Origin of the sequence: Pelagimonas sp. KU-00592-HH, assembly GCF_040369695.1 — a bacterium.
Classification (GTDB): domain Bacteria; phylum Pseudomonadota; class Alphaproteobacteria; order Rhodobacterales; family Rhodobacteraceae; genus Shimia.
The window spans coordinates 1133698-1152271 of record NZ_BAABWM010000001.1; the positions used below are offsets into that span (position 1 = coordinate 1133698).

Sequence of the window (18574 nt, forward strand, 5' to 3'; positions counted from 1 at the left end):
TGTGCTCCATTAGAAATCCGTCGCCACGCCAGGAAGCCGTTGTGACAACACCATCTGAGGCCTTACGCGCCAAGTTGGAATAGGTCAATGCCTATTGCGTATAGCGATCCCAAGCAAACCGGCATTGAGCAAAATCAAGATCACCATAAGCGGCATGTCCCCCGTCCGGCTGTAAAGCGTCGCCGCACTTGCCGTGGGCAGGGCGATATCAAGGTGTCCATGCGTGTTGAGCGGCAGGAAATCCAGCACCCGCCCGCGCGGATCAATCACCGCCGACACCCCCGTATTCGCCGCCCGCACCAGCGGCAGCCCCATTTCGATCGCCCGCACCCGCGCCTGCTGCAAATGCTGGAACGGCCCCGAGAAGTTCCCGAACCACGCATCATTGGTAATCTGCAACAGCAGTTCGGGCCGCTCATCCACGGCAAACACATCCTGCGGGAACACCACCTCGTAACAGATCAACGGCAGCGCCTTGCCGACGCCTTCGATCTCGATCAGCCGCGGTCCGCTGCCAGCCGAGAAACCGCCCCCGTCCCGCGCCGCCATGCCATGAATGCCAAACCGCGCCATCAGGTCGCCAAAGGGCACGTATTCACCAAAGGGCACAAGGTGGTGCTTGTCATAGACATCCGCCACCGCACCATCGCGCCCCATCAGAACCGCCGCGTTGAAAAACCGCTGACCGTCGATACGGTTCATCCCCAAAACCACAGGCACCCCCTGCGCCGCCGAGGCAATCGCGGCCATCGAATTCGGCGCACGCCCAAGGGGCGCAGGCACCGAGGTTTCCGGCCAGACAATCACATCCGGCCGCTCCGGTCCGGCCACCGTGCCAAGGATCGCGCGATCAAAAAACCGCTGCATATGCGCCGGATCCCACTTCTCGCGCTGCGGTGCATTGGGCTGGATCACCCGAACAACCGGCGCGTCCTCGGCAATCAACGTCCCCTGCGGCACAGGCCACAGCCCCGCAATCAGAACTGCTGCCCCAACCACCGACACCGCACGCACCTGCACCACAAGCGACAGCGCCGCGAACATCACGAGATTCATCCCGTGTGACCCGAGCCAGGCCGCGCCCTGCCCCAGCATGCCATCTACAAGTACGTAGGAGGGCATCGCCCACGGAAACCCGGTGAACAGGTAGGCGCGCAAAAGCTCCATCCCCGCCCAGGCCACCACCAGCAACCAAAGCGACCGTCCCGCCCCGCGCGCCAACGCAAAGGCCCAGCCCCAGAACAGCGACATACCCACCGCCATCAGAACAAGCGCAAAAGGGGCCATCCACCCGTGCCGCGCCAGATCAACAAGGAAAGGTTCTACGATCCAGTGCAGCGCCACCGCGAAATACCCGGTGCCAAGGGCAATCCCCGTCCAGAACGCCTGCCACACGTGCGTTGTCCGAGAAAAACACAGCATCCCCAGAGCAAGGCCGACAAAGGTGAAAATCGGCAGCGAAAACGGCGCCTGTCCCAGCGCCGTTATGCCCCCCAGTCCAAGGAGAAGTGCGAACCTGTGGCGCGGCGTGCGCTCAGCCCACCATCGCGCCACCCGGCTCTCAGCCATCCTGCGCCTCGGTCAGTCGCACCCGCAGGCGCTTGATCCGGCGCGGGTCTGCGTCCACCACCTCGAACTCGGTCCCGTCCGGATGCGCCACAACCTCGCCCCGCGCGGGCACATGGCCCGACAGGGTAAAGACCAGCCCGCCAAGGGTTTCCACATCCTCGGCATCCACTTCGTCATGGGTGGTCAGGTGGCGTCCGATTTCGGCCTCGAAATCCTCAAGCGGCGTCTTGGCAAGCGCCAGATAGCAGCCGGGCATTTCCTGCACCCAGTGCTCGGCCTCGTCCACATCGTGTTCGTCTTCGATCTCGCCGATCACCTGTTCGATCAGGTCTTCGATGGTCACAAGCCCATCCACGCCGCCATATTCGTCGATCACCAGCGCCATGTGCCGGCGTTCGGTCTGCATCTTGGTCAGCAGCACGCCAATCGACATCGATGGCGGCACGAACAACAACGGGCGCAACATCGCCTCAAGATCAAACGACCCGCCCGACCCGTTGAATCCGTGGCGCAGCGCCACGTCCTTGAGGTGCGCAAATCCGCTCGGCGTATCCAGCGTGCCCGAATAGACCGGCAGACGGGTAAACCCGCTGTCCCGGAAAATCTGCACCAGCTCTTCCTTGCTGATGTCATCGGGTACGGCAACGATGTCGGCTTTGGGGATGGCAACATCCTCAACCCGCATCCGGCGCAGGTTGATCATGCCATGGGTCTGGGGGCGCGGCGTATCCGCGGTCTCCTGGGGCTCGATATCATTTTCGTCAGAGGCACCCAGCGCCTTGACGATCCGGCCAAAGAAACCGGGTTTCGATTGTGTTGGGGCCAAAGGCTGCGCGCTCAGCGCTGCGTTAGAAGACCCGTCGGTACTGTCGCCCATTTTACCTTTCCATCAAGGGGTTTGCCCCCGGTCACTCTCTATATGGGTCAGGAAGACCCATTTTGCCAAGTATCACGCTTTCGATCCCCTCCATCAGAGTGGCATCAAGGTCACGGATATGGTCATACCCCAGCAAATGTAAAACCCCGTGCACCATCAAATGTGTCACGTGATCGGCCACGGGTTTGCCCGCCGCCTCGGCCTCGCGCAGACAGGTGTCATAGGAAATCGCGATATCGCCCAGCTCTTCCGGCATGCCTTCAAACGACACCTCGGGCCGCTCGGGCACCCCGCCATCCTCTTGCGCGCCGCGCTCTTCCGAAGGCCAGCTCAACACGTTGGTCGCCGTCGGCTTGTCGCGAAAATCCGCGTTCAACTCTGCAATCCGCGCATCATCACAGGCCAGCACCGCAATCTCGAAGTCTGCCGCGTCAATCTCCAGATGCGCCAAAGTCGCCTGCGCCGCCGCTTCGGCCAGCGCCTCGAAGCCCAGCGCCTGCCAGCGGTCATCCTCGAAAATCGTATCGGTCAGCATCCAGAGCCTCTCTCGGTGGCGCACAAAGGCACGCCCCCTTGCGTCCTACAAATCCGAGGCAGCCCCTAAGCCTTCTGCGCGCGCTTCGCCATCTCTTTTTGCGAATCCGCGTCATAGGCTTCGATGATCGCCGCCACCAGCGGGTGACGCACCACGTCTTTGGCGGTGAAATAGTTGAAGCTGATGTTCGGGATCGACTTCAGCAGCCGCTCTGCATCGGCAAGCCCCGACGGCACCCCGCGCGGCAGGTCAACCTGGCTGCGGTCGCCCGTGATCACCATGCGCGACCCTTCGCCAAGACGGGTCAGGAACATCTTCATCTGCATGGTCGTGGCATTCTGCGCCTCGTCCAGAACAACAAAGGCATTCGCCAGCGTCCGCCCCCGCATAAAGGCCAGCGGCGCAATCTCGATCCGCTTTTCCTCGATCAACTTGGCCAACTGCTTGCCCGGCAGGAAATCGTTCAGCGCATCGTAAAGCGGCTGCATATAGGGATCGACCTTATCCTTCATGTCACCGGGCAGATAGCCCAGCTTCTCGCCCGCCTCCACCGCAGGACGCGACAGGATGATGCGATCCACATGCCCCTCGATGAACATCGCCACCGCAACGGCCACCGCCAAATAGGTCTTGCCGGTCCCGGCAGGGCCAATCCCGAACGCCAGCTCGTTGTTGAACAGCGAAAGCACATAGGCCTTCTGCGCATCCGTGCGCGGCTCGATCAGCTTCTTGCGCGTCTTGATCTCGACAGGGCCGCCCTTGAACATCTCAAGCTGGTCGCCCTCGCGCGCACCGGTGCCCTCTTCCGAGCCACCCATGCGGATTTCGCGATCAATATCGCCATGTTCGACCGATTTGCCACTTTCCAGCCGCTCATACAGCGCCTCAAGTACCTCAACGGCCTCTTTCTGAGCCGTTTCCTCGCCATGCACGGCAAGCTGGTTGCCACGGCGCACGATCTGTACCGAAAGTTTTTGTTCAATGTCTGCAAGGTTGCGGTCGTACTCTCCGCACAGGTCGATCAGCAATCTGTTGTCCGGAAATTCGACCAATACCTCGGCTGGATTTTCGGATGCGGGCGGCGGGGTCAGAACACCAGTGGCCAATCAACTCTCCTGTTGGCAAACGACTTTCCAAAATGGTGCCAACTCACGCGCGGATACGCAAGTCGCGCGGCATCACTTTTCACGGAAAGGTCACAAAAAAAGACCGCGTGTCGAAACACGCGGCCTTTGGAATGGGAAGCACCAGACATCAGATCTGGTCTTTGAACGCCGAGCCCTTCTTGAACGGCCCGGTGGCGACGCCCGGAGGGGCCGTTCCCGAACAGACCGGCTTGCCATAAGGGTCAAGACGCTGCGAGAGATACCCTTCGACACCGTCGTCGATGATCCAGTGGTCACAGCCGTTCGGATCAACCCAGATACCGCCTTTCAGCTGGCTCAGGTGCTTGCTGTCAAATCCGCGGTCGACAGTTTTGTCGACCTTGTTGTCACAGGCCGCAACGGCGGCAACTGCCCCAACCAGAAGAAGTCCACGTACAAGTTTCATTTCAGTGTCCCCTTAGCGGATGCAGATGATTTCAACGCGACGGTTCTGCGCCATGCCACCGGCGGACCGGTTCGACGCCCGCGGCATCCGCTCGCCATAGCCACGCACGTCAATCACGCGCGCACCTGTCGAACGGGCGATCTTGGCCACCGCGTTGGCGCGGTTATAGCTCAGACGCATGTTGTATTCGTCGCTCGCGCGGCTGTCGGTGTGTCCCGCGATGATAAAGGCCGAGGCGGTCGCGTTCTGGAAGAACTGCGCCAGGCGCTGGCGGTTCGCCGAATTGATCGAATACCGGTCGGTTGCAAAGAACTGATCCGAGTTCATCACGCCGCAGACATTGCCGCGACGGCACACCGGAATACCCTGACGGTTCACGTGGGGCGTCATATAGCCCTCGACGCCATCGTCCATCACCCAGTGTTCACATCCATCCGGATCAATCCAGACCGTCGGCACATACTCCTGACCAAGAACGGTCCGTGTGTTCTGTGCAGCTGCGGGCTGAGCAAGAGACACCAGCGCCAAACAGATGGCTGCCGCTCCTCCCAGTGTGGCCCGCGCCTTCTTAATCGTCTTGTTCGCCACAGCAATATCCTCGCCATACTCTGGTCAACTGCGGCTGGAAAAAGCGCAAATCGACCCTAATCTTAATGGCCCCTACTGTAGCAAATTTAGAGAGTCTGTGAAGAACTATTCACAACATCTGGTAGGTTAATGTGGCAACATTGTGTTTCCGCGCCCGCCGAAACAGCGGTTTTCACGGATCATTAACCAACGCTTAAACAACAACCGCGCGCAGGCCGCGCGATTGTTTCCAGCCCGCGATCAATCGCCGATCACTTCGCCCTTGAGCGAGTTGGCACCGCTTTCAACGATTCTGACGCGCTTGAGATCGCCAACCGCTGCATTCGCATCTGCCACGTGCACCGCGTGCAGATAGTCGGACTTGCCCACCATCTGGCCTTCGAAACGGCCCGCCTTTTCGAACAACACACCCACCTCGCGGCCAACCATGCTGTCCTGGATCTCGCGCTGCTGCTTGGTGATCAGCGCCTGAAGGCGATAAAGGCGATCCGAAGCCTCCGCATCATCCACCATCACGCTATCCCGTTCCGCCGCCGGCGTGCCCGGACGCGGCGAATACTTGAAGCTGAACGCCTGCCCGTATTTCACCTCTTCAATAAGGTCCATCGTGTCCTGGAAATCCGCTTCGGTCTCTTCCGGGAAGCCAACGATGAAATCGCCCGACAAAAGGATATCCGGACGCGCGGCACGGATGCGTTCGATCAGCTTGATATAGCTATCTCGGTCATGGCTGCGGTTCATCCGCTTCAGGATCTTGTTCGATCCCGACTGCACCGGCAGGTGCAGATAGGGCATCAGCTTTTCACAGGTGCCATGCGCCTCGATCAGGTCGTCCATCATGTCGTTGGGATGGCTGGTCGTAAAGCGGATACGCTCGAGGCCATCCACCTTGTCCAGCTCCCAGATCAACTTGGCCAGCGACCACGCGCTGCCACCGGGGCCGGCCCCGTGATAGGCATTCACGTTCTGCCCCAACAGGGTGATCTCGCGCACGCCCCGCTCCACAAGGTCGCGCGCCTCACCCACGATCCGCTCAACCGGACGGCTGACCTCGGCCCCGCGGGTATAGGGCACCACGCAAAAGGCACAGAACTTGTCACAGCCTTCCTGAACCGTCAGGAACGCGGTCGGTCCGCGTTTGGCCTTGGCACGGCCTTTCAGCTTCTCGAACTTGTCTTCCTCGGGGAAATCCGTGTCCAGCGCCTTTTCGCCACCCTGCGCCTTGGCTTCCATCTCGGGCAGACGGTGATAGGCCTGCGGACCAACCACGAGGTCAACCAGCGGCTGGCGCCGCATGATCTCTTCGCCTTCCGCCTGCGCCACACAGCCCGCAACCCCGATTTTCAGGTCCGGCTTCTCGGCCTTCAGACCCTTGAAGCGGCCCAGCTCGGAATAAACCTTCTCTGCCGCCTTTTCGCGAATGTGGCAGGTGTTCAGCAGGATCATATCCGCGTCATCCGGGCTTTCGGTGGTCTCATAACCCGCCCCGCCCATGGCCTCTGCCATGCGCTCACTGTCATAGACGTTCATCTGACAGCCATAGGTCTTGATATAAAGCTTCTTCGTATCGGCCATGTGCCCGGTCCCATCGCGGTTTCAGGGCGCTTCCCTACATCAAAAAGGGTATGGCTTGCAATGCACGACGATTTCCCCGAATCTGTCGCCAATAAGAGCAGAGGCATTCATGAAATACGGTTCCCTGAAAGAGTTTCTGGACACGGACACCAAGACCCTGGCCAAGGGTCCGGTCGCCCTGATCTTTGCCGAAGACCGGATCGAGCTGGAAACCACGCTGCGCCATCACCTTGAGCTTGGCTTCAAGGCAGTCCTGGTGTTCATGCCTGACGCCTACACCCTGCCCGAAGACATCACCGATCGCGTGATCCGCATCCGTGAAGACCGTCCCACCGGGCAGGTCATGATCGACACCGTGAACACCATCATCGAGGCCGCACCGGGCATCTGGCTCTACTACTGCTTCAATGCCGAATACCTGTTCTTCCCCTTCTGCGAATCGCGTAACGTGAGCGAGATGGCCACCTTCCACATGGAAGAACGCCGCTACGCCATGCTCACCTACGTGATCGACCTCTATGCCAACGACCTCGACAGCTACCCTGACGCCGTCTCGCTGGATCACGCGATGCTCGACAAATCGGGCTACTACGCCCTCGCACGCCCCGACACGGCCAACCACAACCACCCAAAGGAACGGCAACTCGATTTCTACGGCGGCCTGCGCTGGCGCTACGAGGAACACATCCCCGCCGAACGCCGCAAGATCGACCGGATCTCGCTGTTCATGTCCAAGCCCGATCTGCAGCTACGCCCGGATTTCACCTTCAGTGACGAGGAATACAACACCTACAGCTGCGAATGGCACAACAACCTGACCGCCGCCGTCTGTTCCTTCCGCACCGCCAAGGCGCTCAAGACCAACCCTGGCAGCACCTTCGACATCCGCTCCTTCACCTGGCACAACTCCGTGCCATTCGAATGGCACTCCCGCCAGCTCCTCGACCTCGGCCTGATGGAACCGGGACAGTGGTTCTGAACACAGCTTCATAGCAAATGGGCGAAGTGATCTACATTTTTGGCTGCATGCTACTCGCTCCGCTGTGGTGGTGCCCGTTGATCGTATCTTTCCTACGCAACAAGGGACGCATCGCTCCGAAACCTTACACGTTGTGGTTTCTTCTCGCTCAATGCACGGCTTTCTTGGGCGCGACCACATGGTTTCTCTACACGCCGTTTAGCACCGGCATTCTTCTATTCCCCCCGAGCACCCTGTTTGTATTCGGTGTTCTCTTCGATACAACAAGAGTCTTTCCGGCTCTGATTTGGACCTTCCTCTTGTCGTTCGGCGCAATCGTGCTTGGCGCGGCATTCCTCACCCGAAAAGCACTTGGCTGGAAACTCGGCCTCATCTGGCCCCTGATCGCCATCGCGGCCTTTTACTCCGCCCTCTGGGTTGCCGATCAGACTCTAAAACGACACATAGAAACGAAGGCCGCCGAGCTGCAAGCTGAAAGACTTCTCCGGAAAAGCGTTTTCAAAACCCTGTCGGACCACGGAAAGGAATTCGGCAAATCGCCACATGCCATCGCCATGATTGACGGATGTTATGTGCATTTCAGCTTCCATAAAAACCGCTTCGAGCCCTTTTACGGTTTGCCCAATCCGCACGATTGTGTACCCGCAAAACCAGAATAGACCAACGTTCACCCAAGAACGTTCCTCTCAACAAAACACCCCAAGCCGTTTCCAAACGGCTTGGTAAGGCCTTTCGAAAGGCCTTACCCCCTTTAGAACCGCACCAACACCGCGCCTGCGCGCCCGCCGGCTTCCACCGCCTCATGCGCCCTTGCGGCGTCTTCTGGCGCAAAGACGGTCTCGACAGGCACCTCCAGAGCGCTATCCGCAAGCGCGCCGTGCAGGCGGGCAATTGCCTCTGCGCGTTCGGCATCGGGCAGGATGTAGATCAGCACGATATCCAGCGTCAGCGCCTTGAACAGCATCGGCCCGAAGGGCAGTTCCGGCGCCATGTCCTTGGCCGACCCGTAGATCGCCACCCGCGCGTTCGGGGCCATCACCTCGGCCAGCATGCCTGCATTGATACCGAATTCCACCTCGACCGCCATGTCGATCAGCGCGCCCCCATTGGCGGCAAGAACATCCGCCGCCAGCGTCGCGCTGCGATAGTCGATCACGTGGTCCGCACCAGCCCCCCGCATCCGGTCGAAATCACGCGGCGATCCGGTCGCGATCACGGTCGCACCACCCCATTTCGCAAGCTGCACCGCCAGATACCCCACGGTGCCCGCACCGCCGTTGATCAGCACCGTCTTGCCCGCCACATCACCTGCACCAAACACGCAATGCGCCGCCGTCAGGCCGGGAATGCCCAGAACCGCGCCCACCTCCAGCGAGACACCTTCCGGCAGGGCCACTGCCTGTGCCGCGGGCAGGGCAATATACTCTGCCGCCGTGCCAAAGGCCCGCTGCCACTGGCCGTTCCAGATCCACACGCGCTCTCCCACGCGGGCCGGATCAACGCCCGCACCCACCGCTTCGATCACGCCAGCGCCGTCGCTATGCGGCACGATCTCCTCAAACGCCGGTTTGGTCACGCCCGGGCGCGTCCCCGCCCGCGCCTTGCAGTCCGATGGGTTCACCCCCGAAAAGGCCACCCGCACCAGTACCTCGCCCGTGTCGGGAACAGGCGTATCCAACTCTTCCAGGCCAAGGGCCGTCTCTGCCAATCCGAACGCGCGGTAAACAACTGCTTTCATGGGAAACTCCTCCTGTTGGGCGCACCCTTGCACGCCCCTTGCGGACTGCCAAGACAGACGCGGCGTTCCGCCTCACCGGGCGCAACAAAAAAGGGACGCCCAGCGCCCCTTCCCATCGCAAATCCGCGATCACATCACTTGCGACGCAGGCGGATCACCACATCGACCTTGGAAATCTCGGCCCCCTCCGGCACATCCGGGAGGCGCTGAATCTCGAGCTGCTCGGCCGGCGCATCGGTCAGCACCCGGTCATCTTCCCAGAAGAAATGCGGGTGGTCATGGGTGTTGGTATCGAAATAGCTCTTCGAACCATCCACCGTGATCTCCTGCATCAGACCGGCATCACAAAACGCCCGCAGGGTATTGTAAACCGTTGCCAGCGAAACACTTTCGCCATGTTCACGCGCATCGGCAAACAGGCTCTCGGCGGTCACATGGCGGTCCATCCCGTCGCCAACCAGAAGCGAAGCCAGGGCTACGCGCTGTCGCGTGGGGCGCAAACCGGCCTTGGCCAGCCAGTTGGTTCCATTGTCGATCGCTTGCGTGGTCATGCGGGCTTTCCTTTGTTCACACGCCAATATAAAGCCTCACGCCCCCCATTTTCAATTGAAAATCACTCGCAATCCAGCCTGCACCCCTCGCCCTCTTCATGACACCCTCATGACACGGCCACACTTGCAGGAGCGCCATGGGCGGTGTTAGAGGGGACATAACCTGAGAAAACCAGACTAACGAGGGCAGCCAGCATGGCCGACTATCCAACCAGCTTCGACAAAGAAGACCTGCTGAAATGCGCGCGCGGCGAGCTTTTCGGCCCCGGCAACGCACAGCTTCCGGCGCCTCCGATGCTGATGATGGACCGCATCACCGAGATCTCCGCAGATGGCGGTGCCCACGGCAAAGGCCACGTTCTGGCCGAGTTCGACATCACCCCCGACCTGTGGTTCTTCGACTGCCACTTCCCCGGCAACTCGATCATGCCCGGCTGCCTTGGTCTTGACGGCCTGTGGCAGCTGACCGGCTTCAACCTCGGCTGGCGCGGCTGGCTGGGTCGCGGCTATGCGCTGGGTGTGGGCGAAGTCAAACTCACCGGCATGGTCCGCCCCGACCGCAAGATGCTGACCTACAAGATCGACTTCACCAAGGCGATCCAGACCCGCCGCCTGACCATGGGCGTCGCCGACGGCATCGTCGAAGCAGATGGCGAAGTGATCTACCAGGTCAAGGACATGAAAGTGGCGCTCTCCGAGAGCTGATCCACCCCGTCACAGAGACATCGAGAAAGAGGTCCACGGGCCTCTTTTTCTTTGTGTTCACCATGCAACCGAACACGAGACACGGTGCCAAGCACGCGGCGTGGCCAGCCTCACCCGCAGCAGCTACAACTCGGCTTCGCAGCAGGCGCGAGATAGGCATCCGACACCTGCAACTCACCGGTCAGAGTCTCCACCGGCACTTGCAACACATGGGCCAGACGCAGCGCTGCCGCGAGCGGCACGTCTCCGCCCTTTGAGCCAACACCTTCCAGCCGCGCGATCTGCCGTTCGCTCAAACCGGTTTCCTTCGCCACACGGGGGCGGCCCAGCTTGCGTGCCTTGCGCACGCTCTTCAGGGCGTTCGGGTCAATCATCAAAGCCGTCATCGGCACAGTCCTTCCTGTCCGGCATCCGTTCCGCTTGGCCCCGATGCCTCGTTTCGCACCGGGTGCGAAGACCACGTCGCAGGAAAAATTGCAAGCTGCGGGCTCACGCACGCGGGAAACACGCACCTGCCTCTCACCCCCGCCCCTCCCAGAACCTCTGGAAAAACTGGCGGTGCGCGTCCCGTTCGTGCTCCAGCCATGTCAGGAATGTGGTCAGCGACGGCGTCTCACGCCCGCCTTCCGGCTGAGCGATATAGTAGGCATCCGGTGACGGCAGGCGCGCCTCGAACGGGCAGACCAGCGTGCCCTGCTCGATATGCTCGCGCGTCGTGACCTCGTCGCCGATGGTGATGCCATGCCCCCGCACCGCCGCCTCGAGACACAGCGCCGACCGGTTATAGATCCGGCCCGCGTTGGGGTTGAACGACCGCGCCCCGGCGGCCTCGCGGAAGGCCCGCCACCAATAGGCGCTCTGGTCGTGGATCAGATGCTGTTCCCGAATGTCCGAAAGCGCCGGAGCCCGGTCGAGGTGATGAAAGAACCCCGGCGCGGCCACGGGAAACACACTGTTTGTCAGGAAAGGCGCAAATCGGCACCCGGCCCAGCCGCCACGTCCCCAGATCACCGCGCAATCATACCGTCCCTGGGGCGGCCTGTTCATGCCCACCTGCACCGAGATGGAAATCCTGATCTCGGGATGCAGCGCCTCGAAACGATGCAGACGCGGGAACAGCCACAGCTCGATGAAATCCGCATCCCCCCACAGCGCGATCTGATCCGGTGCCCCGGCCTCCTCCTCGCGCAGCCCGGCCCGGATCTGCGCAAAGGCCCCGTCCGCAAGGTCCGCCACCCGCCGCCCGAAGGCCGTGATCTCAATCTTGCGATGCGACCGGACAAACAGCGGCTGCCCCAGCTCGGCCTCCAGCGCGGCAACCTGCTTGCTGACCGCCGATTGCGTCACGCCAAGGCTCTCCGCTGCCTTGGTAAAGCTGCGATAGCGGGCCACCTCGGCCAGAACCCGCAGGGCGTTCAGATTGGGAAGGCGGAATTTAGACATGAGCAAACCGACTTAAAAGCACAACTTTTTCGAATTTGACTGAATATTTCGACTGCGTAAAGCTCATCCCAACACTCGACCGACCGGAGCCTCCCGTGACACAGCTTTTCCCCTTCACCGATCCCATCGCAGCGGAAACCTCTCCCCCCAAGCGGTTCGCCAAAGGCGACGGCATCCGCGTCTTCGATACCGAGGGCAAGGCCTATATTGATGCGGTCTCGGCGCTCTGGTGTACCTCGCTTGGCTTTACGCCGGACCGCCTGCGCTGCGCCCTCGACACGCAGATGCAGGAGCTTGCCTACTACCATTCCTTCATGGGCCGCACCCCCGAGATCACAGACCGGCTGGCCGCACGCCTTGCCGCGCGCCTGCCCGGTGCCCTGAACCACCTTTTCTTCGGCACCTCCGGCTCCGAGGCGGTCGAGACCGCGGCCAAGTTTGCCCGCTACTATCAGGCCGCCCGCGACAAGCCTGAGAAGCGGCGCTTCATCGCCCGCGAGGGGGCTTACCACGGCTCCGGCCAGATGAGCGCCGCCCTCACCGGTCTCACCTATTGCCACGACGGCTTTGGCCTGCCGCTGGCAGACGTACTGCGCACCGGACGCCCCCACCACCTGCGCGACGCCCATCCGGGTGAAAGCGAAATCGACTTCTCCAAGCGCCGCGCACGTGAACTCGACGACTTGATCCGCCGCGAAGATCCCGACACCATCGCCGCCTTCATCGGCGAACCGGCGATGGGCGCGGGCGGGGTGATCCTGCCGCCCGAGGGCTACTGGGCCGAGATCCAGGAGGTCCTCAGCCGCCACGACATCCTGCTGATCGCCGACGAGATCATCTGCGGCTTCGGCCGAACGGGCGAATGGTTCGCCTGCGAAACCTACGGCATCGCGCCCGACATGATGACAATGGCCAAACAGATGACCGCTTCGGTCTTCCCGATGTCCGCCGTCGCCATGACCGACACGGTGCGCGACACCATCGCGATACGTGCTGGCGACTATGGCACCTTCGGCCACGGGGTCACCTACGGCGGCCACCCGGTCGGCGCAGCCGTCGCGCTGGAATGCCTCGACATCTATGAAGAGATGGACCTGCCGGCCCACGTGAAATCCCTTGGGGCCCGCATCGCCGCCCAGCTTAAGGACATCAAATCCCTCCCCGGCGTCCTCGACACCCGCTGCAACGGCATGCTGGCCGCCGTCGAATTCGAAACCGACGGCCGCTACGGCCCCGACCTTGCAAAACGGATCGGACAGGAGGCCGAACACCGCGGCGTCTTCTTCCGCATCATCGGCGACGTCCTCGCCATCGCCCCGCCCTACATCTGCACCGAAGACGACATCGACACCATCATGCAAACCATGTCCGACGCAATCCGCGAGGTGACGGGCTGACGCAAAACTTCAGGTCATCACAACGCTGCTGCACTCCACCGCGGCAGCGCCGTAATGTCCTTAGGCCACCTCAAGACTGATCAGTTGTTGCCTTCTGTCTCGCCGAAGCCGCGTCGAAGTGATCTATCAGGTCAAGGACATGAAATTGGCGCTCTCCGAATTTTGAGCCCGAAGACTGGGCAAACAAACCTATCACACCACGACAAGAGAAGAGGCTTTCGGGCCTCTTTTAGCTCCAGAGAACCAGCAAAAGGTCAGGTACGTTTGCTTGTAGTTTCTAAGGGGAAATGAATCTCAAATTGAGGTTTAGCTGTTCTTGCACAATGCCGGACCATTTACCAAAGAAAGAGACCACTACAGCAAAAACTAAGAGACCGGCTTTCCTCGGGGACGGAAGCTCAAGTGTCTTTGACTTCAAACCCAAATACCGAGCATTCATCCATGCTGTCTCAATCTTGCGAACAGTCTCAATCGCTTCAACTTGCGCTACACTAATCCCTTCGGCACCATATAGAGCTTCGAGGTTTTCGACAAAACGCTCGCAGCTAGTCAATTGTTCGTACAATTCCACGATTGGGTGATTGCCTCCCGGCTCCCTCATGCCACGTGCTTGGCACACGGCCTTAAGGAGGAGTTCGGTTCCTTGAGCGAAGCATGCGATCCCAACAGCACCACAAGCGACAAAATGATAGCTGCCGTCCGGATGGTTCCTTGCTTGGGAGGATTTGGCCATCTGTTCCATTCCCACGTTCAAAAACTCAAAACAAACGAATTGATTGAACTGATAGTTTATTGGCAAGTCCAAGTGATCTGCATTGAGGTTCAACATGTCGAAGTAGGCCGCAATTTTTCATTTGAATTACTTTGTCACTGTAAACTGATCTCTTAGCTTAGCTACTTCCAGTACTATTTCTGCCCAACGAACAGTTTTCTCTTCCAAATCAGGAAACGGTCACTCCAACCAACCCACCTTGCACCTCCCCCCCTCAACGCCTAGTAAGGCATAAGCAAATAAGGGAGAGCACGTATGCGTCGTGTCGTCGTCACCGGACTGGGCATCGTTTCGTCCATCGGCAACAATGCCGAAGAGGTCACCGCCTCGCTGAAAGCGGGTAAATCGGGCATCGTGGCCAGCCCCGAAATGGCGGAACATGGCTTCCGCAGCCAGATCGCCGGTACCCTCAAGATCGACATCAAGGAACATGTCGACAAACGCGCCCTGCGTTTCATGGGCGACGGTGCGGCCTATGCCCATATCGCCATGAGCCAGGCCATCGCCGACGCGGGTCTCAGCGAAGACCAGGTGGTGAACGAACGCACCGGCCTCGTTGCCGGTTCGGGCGGCCCCTCGACCTCGGCGATGCTGACCGCGCACCAGACCGTGCTGAAAACCGGCGCGACCAAGCGCATCGGCCCCTTCGCGGTGCCGAAATGCATGTCTTCGACGATCTCGGCCAACCTCGCGACCGCCTTCAAGATCAAGGGCATCAACTACTCGATCACCTCGGCCTGCTCGACCTCGCTGCACTGCATCGGCAACGCGGCAGAACAGATCATGATGGGCAAACAGGACGTGATGTTCGCCGGTGGTGGCGAAGAACTCGACTGGACCCTGTCCTGCCTGTTCGACGCGATGGGCGCGATGTCGTCGAAATACAACGACGCCCCCGAAACCGCCTCGCGCGCCTTTGACGAAAGCCGTGACGGCTTCGTCATCTCCGGCGGTGGTGGCATCGTGGTTCTCGAAGACCTCGAGCACGCGCTGGCCCGTGGTGCGAAAATCTATGCCGAAGTGACCGGCTTTGCCGCCACCTCGGACGGCCACGACATGGTCGCCCCCTCCGGTGAGGGCGGCGAACGCGCCATGCGCCTCGCCCTGCAAACCCTGCCCGAAGGCCGCAAGGTCGACTATATCAACGCCCACGGCACCTCGACCCCGGTCGGCGACGTCGGCGAAGTCGAGGCCGTGCGCCGTGTCTTCGAAGGCAAGGAACAGCCGCCGATCTCCTCGACCAAGTCGATGACAGGCCACGCACAGGGCGCCGCTGGCGCACTCGAAGCCATCTTCTGCCTGCTGATGCTCGACGGCGACTTCATCACCCCGTCGATCAACGTCGAAAACCAGGACCCGGCCATCAACGACGGCGAAATCGCCACCAAGCTGGTCGAAAACGCGGGCCTCGACAGTGTCATGACCAACAGCTTCGGCTTCGGCGGCACCAACGGTTCGATGATCCTGTCCAGATACAAGGGCTGATCCGGCCAATCCAACATCAGGGCGGGGATTTCCCCGCCCTTTTCATTTGGGGAACAGACCACGGCCATCCATGCCCGCCATTGCCGCGCAGCCCAAGCCTCCGACTTGACCCGCCCCCGCAAAGCCGCCATTCCGGTCTTACCAAGACAAAGGACCTGACGACATGCAGCCACTGTCCGGCAAACGCGGCCTCATCATGGGTGTCGCCAACGAACGTTCCATCGCATGGGGCATCGCCAAGGCCATGTCCGAGGCCGGCGCGGAGCTGGCCTTCACCTATCAGGGCGAAGGCTTTGGCAGACGGGTCCGTCCGCTGGTGCAAAGCCTTGGCGCGGATGTCATGGTAGATGTCGATGTCACCGACGATGCCTCGCTGGATGCGGCCTTTGAACAATTGTCGGCCAAATGGCCAACCCTCGATTTCATCGTCCATGCCATCGCCTTTTCCGACCGCGATGAGCTGACCGGGCGGTTCCTCGACACCAGCCGTGACAACTTCAAGACCTCGCTGGACATCTCCTGTTACTCGCTGATCGACGTGGCCCGCCGCACGCACCCGATGATGCGGGAAAACGGCGGCACGATCCTGACCCTGACCTACCAGGGGTCCAACCGCGTGACGCCGTTCTATAACGTGATGGGCGTGGCCAAGGCGGCGCTGGAATCCACCACCCGCTACCTTGCCAACGATCTCGGCCCCGACGGCATCCGCGTGAACGCCATCTCGCCCGGCCCGATGAAAACCCTCGCCGGCGCGGTGATCGGCGGCGCCCGCAAGACCTTCCGCCAGACCGAGGAAAACGCCCCCCTGCGCGCCAATGCCACTCTCGAGGCCATCGGCGGCACCGCCGTCTACCTCGCCTCCGAGTCCGGCGCCTGCACCACCGGCGAAATCATCCGCGTTGACGGCGGCTACCACGTCCTCGGGATGCCGCAGTCGGAGAACCTCTAGGCCGCCCGCATCTCCGCCACCAGCTGCGCCATGATCTCGGCCGCGCCGCCATCGCGGGCGCGCATGGCACCGCTTCCGGCCCATTGCGCGCCATAGCCGCTGGCTCCGGCCTTCTTGGCCGCCGCCATCAGCGCCTTGCTGGCGTCATAGGTCACCGGATAGGCCGGCACCGTTTCGCCACAAACCGCCCCCCAGCCCACAAGCGCATTCTGCAAACAGCGGGCAGGTCGCCCCGAAATCGTCTTGGTCAGAACCGGCGGCTGGCAGGCGGGATCGCGCAGGGAGGCGCGGTAATCCGCATCCGCCGCGCTTTCGTCCGATGCCACAAAGGCCGTGCCCAACTGACCCGCCACGGCCCCCAGTCCAAGAACACGCGCGATGTCGGCACCCTCCATCAGGCCACCCGCCGCGATCACCGGCACCTCCAACACCCCGACAAGCTGCGCGACCAGCGCCTCCGTGCCCAGCGCCGCGTCGTCGGCGTCCGGATCAAACACACCGCGATGGCCACCCGCTTCGATACCCTGCGCCACAACCGCATCCACACCCGCCGCTTGACAGGCCAACGCGCTGTCCACCGAGGTCGCCGAGGCCAGCAGCACACAGCCCGCCTCTTTCAGAGCCGCGATCCGCCCCGCATCCGGCAGGCCGAAATGAAAGCTGACAACCGCGGAACGTGTCTCCAGCAGCACCTCAAGCATGGCATCATCCACAAGGAAGCTCTTGTAGATCTCCGACAATACCTCCGGCGCCTCGGCACCAAACCGGGCAAATTCCGGTGCCAGCGCCTCAAGCCAGCGCCCTTCAACTGCACCGTCACGTTCGGCGGGCTCATGACAGAACAGGTTGATGTTGAACGGCCGCGCGGTCAGCGCCTGCAGCTCCCGGATCATCTCCCGCGCGCCGTCGGCACTGGCCGCGCCAACACCCAGCGATCCCAATCCACCAGCCGCACAGACGGCCGCTGCCATGCGGGGCGTCGACACCCCCGCCATCGGGGCCTGAATGATCGGATGGGCCACGCCCAGCCTGTCCTGCAACCAATGCGTCATGATGAAATCCTCCTGACGCCCAGCAAACCCCGCACCCCGACAAAAAGAAAGCCCGCAAAACTACGGCGTGCGCCCAGACCCTCAGGGCCGCGCCCGAGCCTGGGTGGGCGCAAATGCGCCCTCCCGGGGGGAGGGTCGGGCGCGGCCCGGGCGAACCGCCCGTGCCCAGAGCATACCCTCATCCCAAACAAAAAGACCCGCAGCCACGCCACGGGTCTTTCCAAAATCTCGGCGCAAGACCGGATCAGGCGATCTCGACCAGCTCCAGAGCAAAGGTCAGGTCCTTGCCCGCCAGCGCGTGGTTGGCGTCCAGCGTCACCGCTTCTTCGGTGATCTTCACCACGGTCACCGGAACAACCTGACCGGTCGGTGCCTGCATCTGCAGTTGCAGACCCACCTCCAGCGGGATTTCCGCCGGGATCTGCTCGCGCGGGACATCCTGGATCGCTTCCGGATGCGACGGGCCATAGGCCTGGTCACAGGGGATCTCGACGGTCTTCTTCTCACCCACGCTCATGCCGGTCACGCCCGCATCGAAACCGGGGATCACCTGGCCCGAGCCAAGGGTGAATTCCAGCGGCTCACGGCCTTCCGAGCTGTCGAAAACCGAGCCATCGCTCAGCGTTCCGGTATAGTGGATACGGACCTTATCGCCCGATTTTGCAACACTCATGTCTTGTCCAGTTCTGGTTTTGCGGTCCGGCAGGCAGGTATTTCTACCGAATTGAATTGGCGCACCCTATGCGATCACCCTGTCAAACACAACGGCAGGTCATTCACCCTTTGACAGCCCGCTTCCAATCGC

The 18574-nt window shown here is 61.4% G+C and carries 20 protein-coding genes and 1 riboswitch; of the genes, 6 read left to right on the plus strand and 14 right to left on the minus strand.

Features of this window, described 5'->3' with window-relative positions:
• Positions 1-2: 2 nt before the first annotated feature.
• Positions 3-51, minus strand: a riboswitch (SAM-SAH riboswitch).
• A 33-nt stretch (positions 52-84) separates the two neighbouring features.
• From lnt to miaB, 7 genes are all read right to left on the minus strand, one after another.
• Positions 85-1569, minus strand: a complete 1485-nt coding sequence (lnt, locus tag ABWV42_RS05485) for an apolipoprotein N-acyltransferase (protein ID WP_353339215.1) — start codon at positions 1567-1569, stop codon at positions 85-87.
• Positions 1562-2446 carry a hemolysin family protein gene (locus ABWV42_RS05490; protein WP_255107322.1) on the minus strand — a complete coding sequence of 295 codons (885 nt, stop codon included), beginning with the start codon at positions 2444-2446 and terminating at the stop codon, positions 1562-1564. The genes lnt and ABWV42_RS05490 overlap by 8 nt, the downstream gene beginning before the upstream one ends.
• A 31-nt stretch (positions 2447-2477) precedes the next feature.
• Positions 2478-2981, minus strand: a complete 504-nt coding sequence (ybeY, locus tag ABWV42_RS05495) for an rRNA maturation RNase YbeY (RefSeq protein ID WP_353339216.1) — start codon at positions 2979-2981, stop codon at positions 2478-2480.
• A gap of 65 nt (positions 2982-3046) precedes the next feature.
• Positions 3047-4087 (minus strand): PhoH family protein, encoded by a 1041-nt coding sequence (locus ABWV42_RS05500; RefSeq protein WP_255107331.1) that lies wholly within the window; start codon positions 4085-4087, stop codon positions 3047-3049.
• Positions 4088-4235: 148 nt separating this feature from the next.
• Positions 4236-4532 carry a hypothetical protein gene (locus ABWV42_RS05505; RefSeq protein ID WP_255107332.1) on the minus strand — a complete coding sequence of 99 codons (297 nt, stop codon included), beginning with the start codon at positions 4530-4532 and terminating at the stop codon, positions 4236-4238.
• A 12-nt stretch (positions 4533-4544) separates the two neighbouring features.
• On the minus strand, positions 4545-5126 hold the full coding sequence (locus ABWV42_RS05510; RefSeq protein WP_502930948.1) for an OmpA family protein: 582 nt from the start codon (positions 5124-5126) through the stop codon (positions 4545-4547).
• Between the two features lie 234 nt (positions 5127-5360).
• Complete coding sequence (miaB, locus tag ABWV42_RS05515) at positions 5361-6695, minus strand: tRNA (N6-isopentenyl adenosine(37)-C2)-methylthiotransferase MiaB (protein ID WP_353339217.1); 1335 nt, start codon at positions 6693-6695, stop codon at positions 5361-5363.
• Between the two features lie 109 nt (positions 6696-6804).
• Here miaB and ABWV42_RS05520 point away from each other — a divergent pair, with 109 nt between their 5' ends.
• Positions 6805-7674 carry a hypothetical protein gene (locus tag ABWV42_RS05520; protein WP_353339219.1) on the plus strand — a complete coding sequence of 290 codons (870 nt, stop codon included), beginning with the start codon at positions 6805-6807 and terminating at the stop codon, positions 7672-7674.
• Between the two features lie 17 nt (positions 7675-7691).
• Positions 7692-8333 carry a hypothetical protein gene (locus tag ABWV42_RS05525; protein WP_353339220.1) on the plus strand — a complete coding sequence of 214 codons (642 nt, stop codon included), beginning with the start codon at positions 7692-7694 and terminating at the stop codon, positions 8331-8333.
• 92 nt (positions 8334-8425) lie between these two features.
• On the opposite strand, the gene ABWV42_RS05530 is transcribed toward ABWV42_RS05525, so the two are convergent.
• Entirely contained in the window at positions 8426-9412 is a 987-nt protein-coding gene (locus ABWV42_RS05530; protein WP_353339221.1) for an NADPH:quinone reductase, read from the minus strand.
• Positions 9413-9546: 134 nt separating this feature from the next.
• Positions 9547-9963 (minus strand): iron response transcriptional regulator IrrA, encoded by a 417-nt coding sequence (gene irrA, locus ABWV42_RS05535; RefSeq protein ID WP_255107347.1) that lies wholly within the window; start codon positions 9961-9963, stop codon positions 9547-9549.
• 195 nt (positions 9964-10158) lie between these two features.
• On the opposite strand from irrA, the gene fabA reads away from it, so the two are divergent.
• The gene (fabA, locus tag ABWV42_RS05540) at positions 10159-10668 is read left to right on the plus strand and encodes a bifunctional 3-hydroxydecanoyl-ACP dehydratase/trans-2-decenoyl-ACP isomerase (RefSeq protein WP_353339222.1); all 510 of its coding nucleotides are present in this window, start codon (positions 10159-10161) and stop codon (positions 10666-10668) included.
• A gap of 110 nt (positions 10669-10778) precedes the next feature.
• On the opposite strand, the gene ABWV42_RS05545 is transcribed toward fabA, so the two are convergent.
• A complete protein-coding gene (locus ABWV42_RS05545; RefSeq protein WP_353339223.1) occupies positions 10779-11054 on the minus strand; it encodes a helix-turn-helix transcriptional regulator in 276 nt (91 codons plus the stop codon).
• 133 nt (positions 11055-11187) lie between these two features.
• Positions 11188-12111 (minus strand): LysR substrate-binding domain-containing protein, encoded by a 924-nt coding sequence (locus ABWV42_RS05550; RefSeq protein WP_353339224.1) that lies wholly within the window; start codon positions 12109-12111, stop codon positions 11188-11190.
• A 95-nt stretch (positions 12112-12206) separates the two neighbouring features.
• Here ABWV42_RS05550 and ABWV42_RS05555 point away from each other — a divergent pair, with 95 nt between their 5' ends.
• The gene (locus ABWV42_RS05555) at positions 12207-13508 is read left to right on the plus strand and encodes an aminotransferase (RefSeq protein ID WP_353339225.1); all 1302 of its coding nucleotides are present in this window, start codon (positions 12207-12209) and stop codon (positions 13506-13508) included.
• A gap of 277 nt (positions 13509-13785) precedes the next feature.
• On the opposite strand, the gene ABWV42_RS05560 is transcribed toward ABWV42_RS05555, so the two are convergent.
• Positions 13786-14337, minus strand: coding sequence for a hypothetical protein (locus tag ABWV42_RS05560; protein ID WP_353339226.1), 552 nt, complete (start codon positions 14335-14337; stop codon positions 13786-13788).
• A gap of 198 nt (positions 14338-14535) precedes the next feature.
• Between ABWV42_RS05560 and fabB the strand changes: the two genes are divergently transcribed.
• Both fabB and ABWV42_RS05570 read left to right on the plus strand, forming a co-directional pair.
• Positions 14536-15765 carry a beta-ketoacyl-ACP synthase I gene (gene fabB / locus ABWV42_RS05565; RefSeq protein ID WP_353339227.1) on the plus strand — a complete coding sequence of 410 codons (1230 nt, stop codon included), beginning with the start codon at positions 14536-14538 and terminating at the stop codon, positions 15763-15765.
• Positions 15766-15928: 163 nt separating this feature from the next.
• A complete protein-coding gene (locus tag ABWV42_RS05570) occupies positions 15929-16717 on the plus strand; it encodes an enoyl-ACP reductase FabI (protein WP_353339229.1) in 789 nt (262 codons plus the stop codon).
• Here ABWV42_RS05570 and ABWV42_RS05575 read toward each other — a convergent pair.
• A complete protein-coding gene (locus ABWV42_RS05575) occupies positions 16714-17769 on the minus strand; it encodes an NAD(P)H-dependent flavin oxidoreductase (protein WP_353339230.1) in 1056 nt (351 codons plus the stop codon). The two genes, ABWV42_RS05570 and ABWV42_RS05575, sit on opposite strands and share 4 nt — an antisense overlap.
• A 244-nt stretch (positions 17770-18013) precedes the next feature.
• Positions 18014-18442: an FKBP-type peptidyl-prolyl cis-trans isomerase gene (locus ABWV42_RS05580; protein ID WP_353339231.1), complete on the minus strand. Its 429-nt coding sequence runs from the start codon at positions 18440-18442 to the stop codon at positions 18014-18016.
• Positions 18443-18574: the final 132 nt, after the last annotated feature.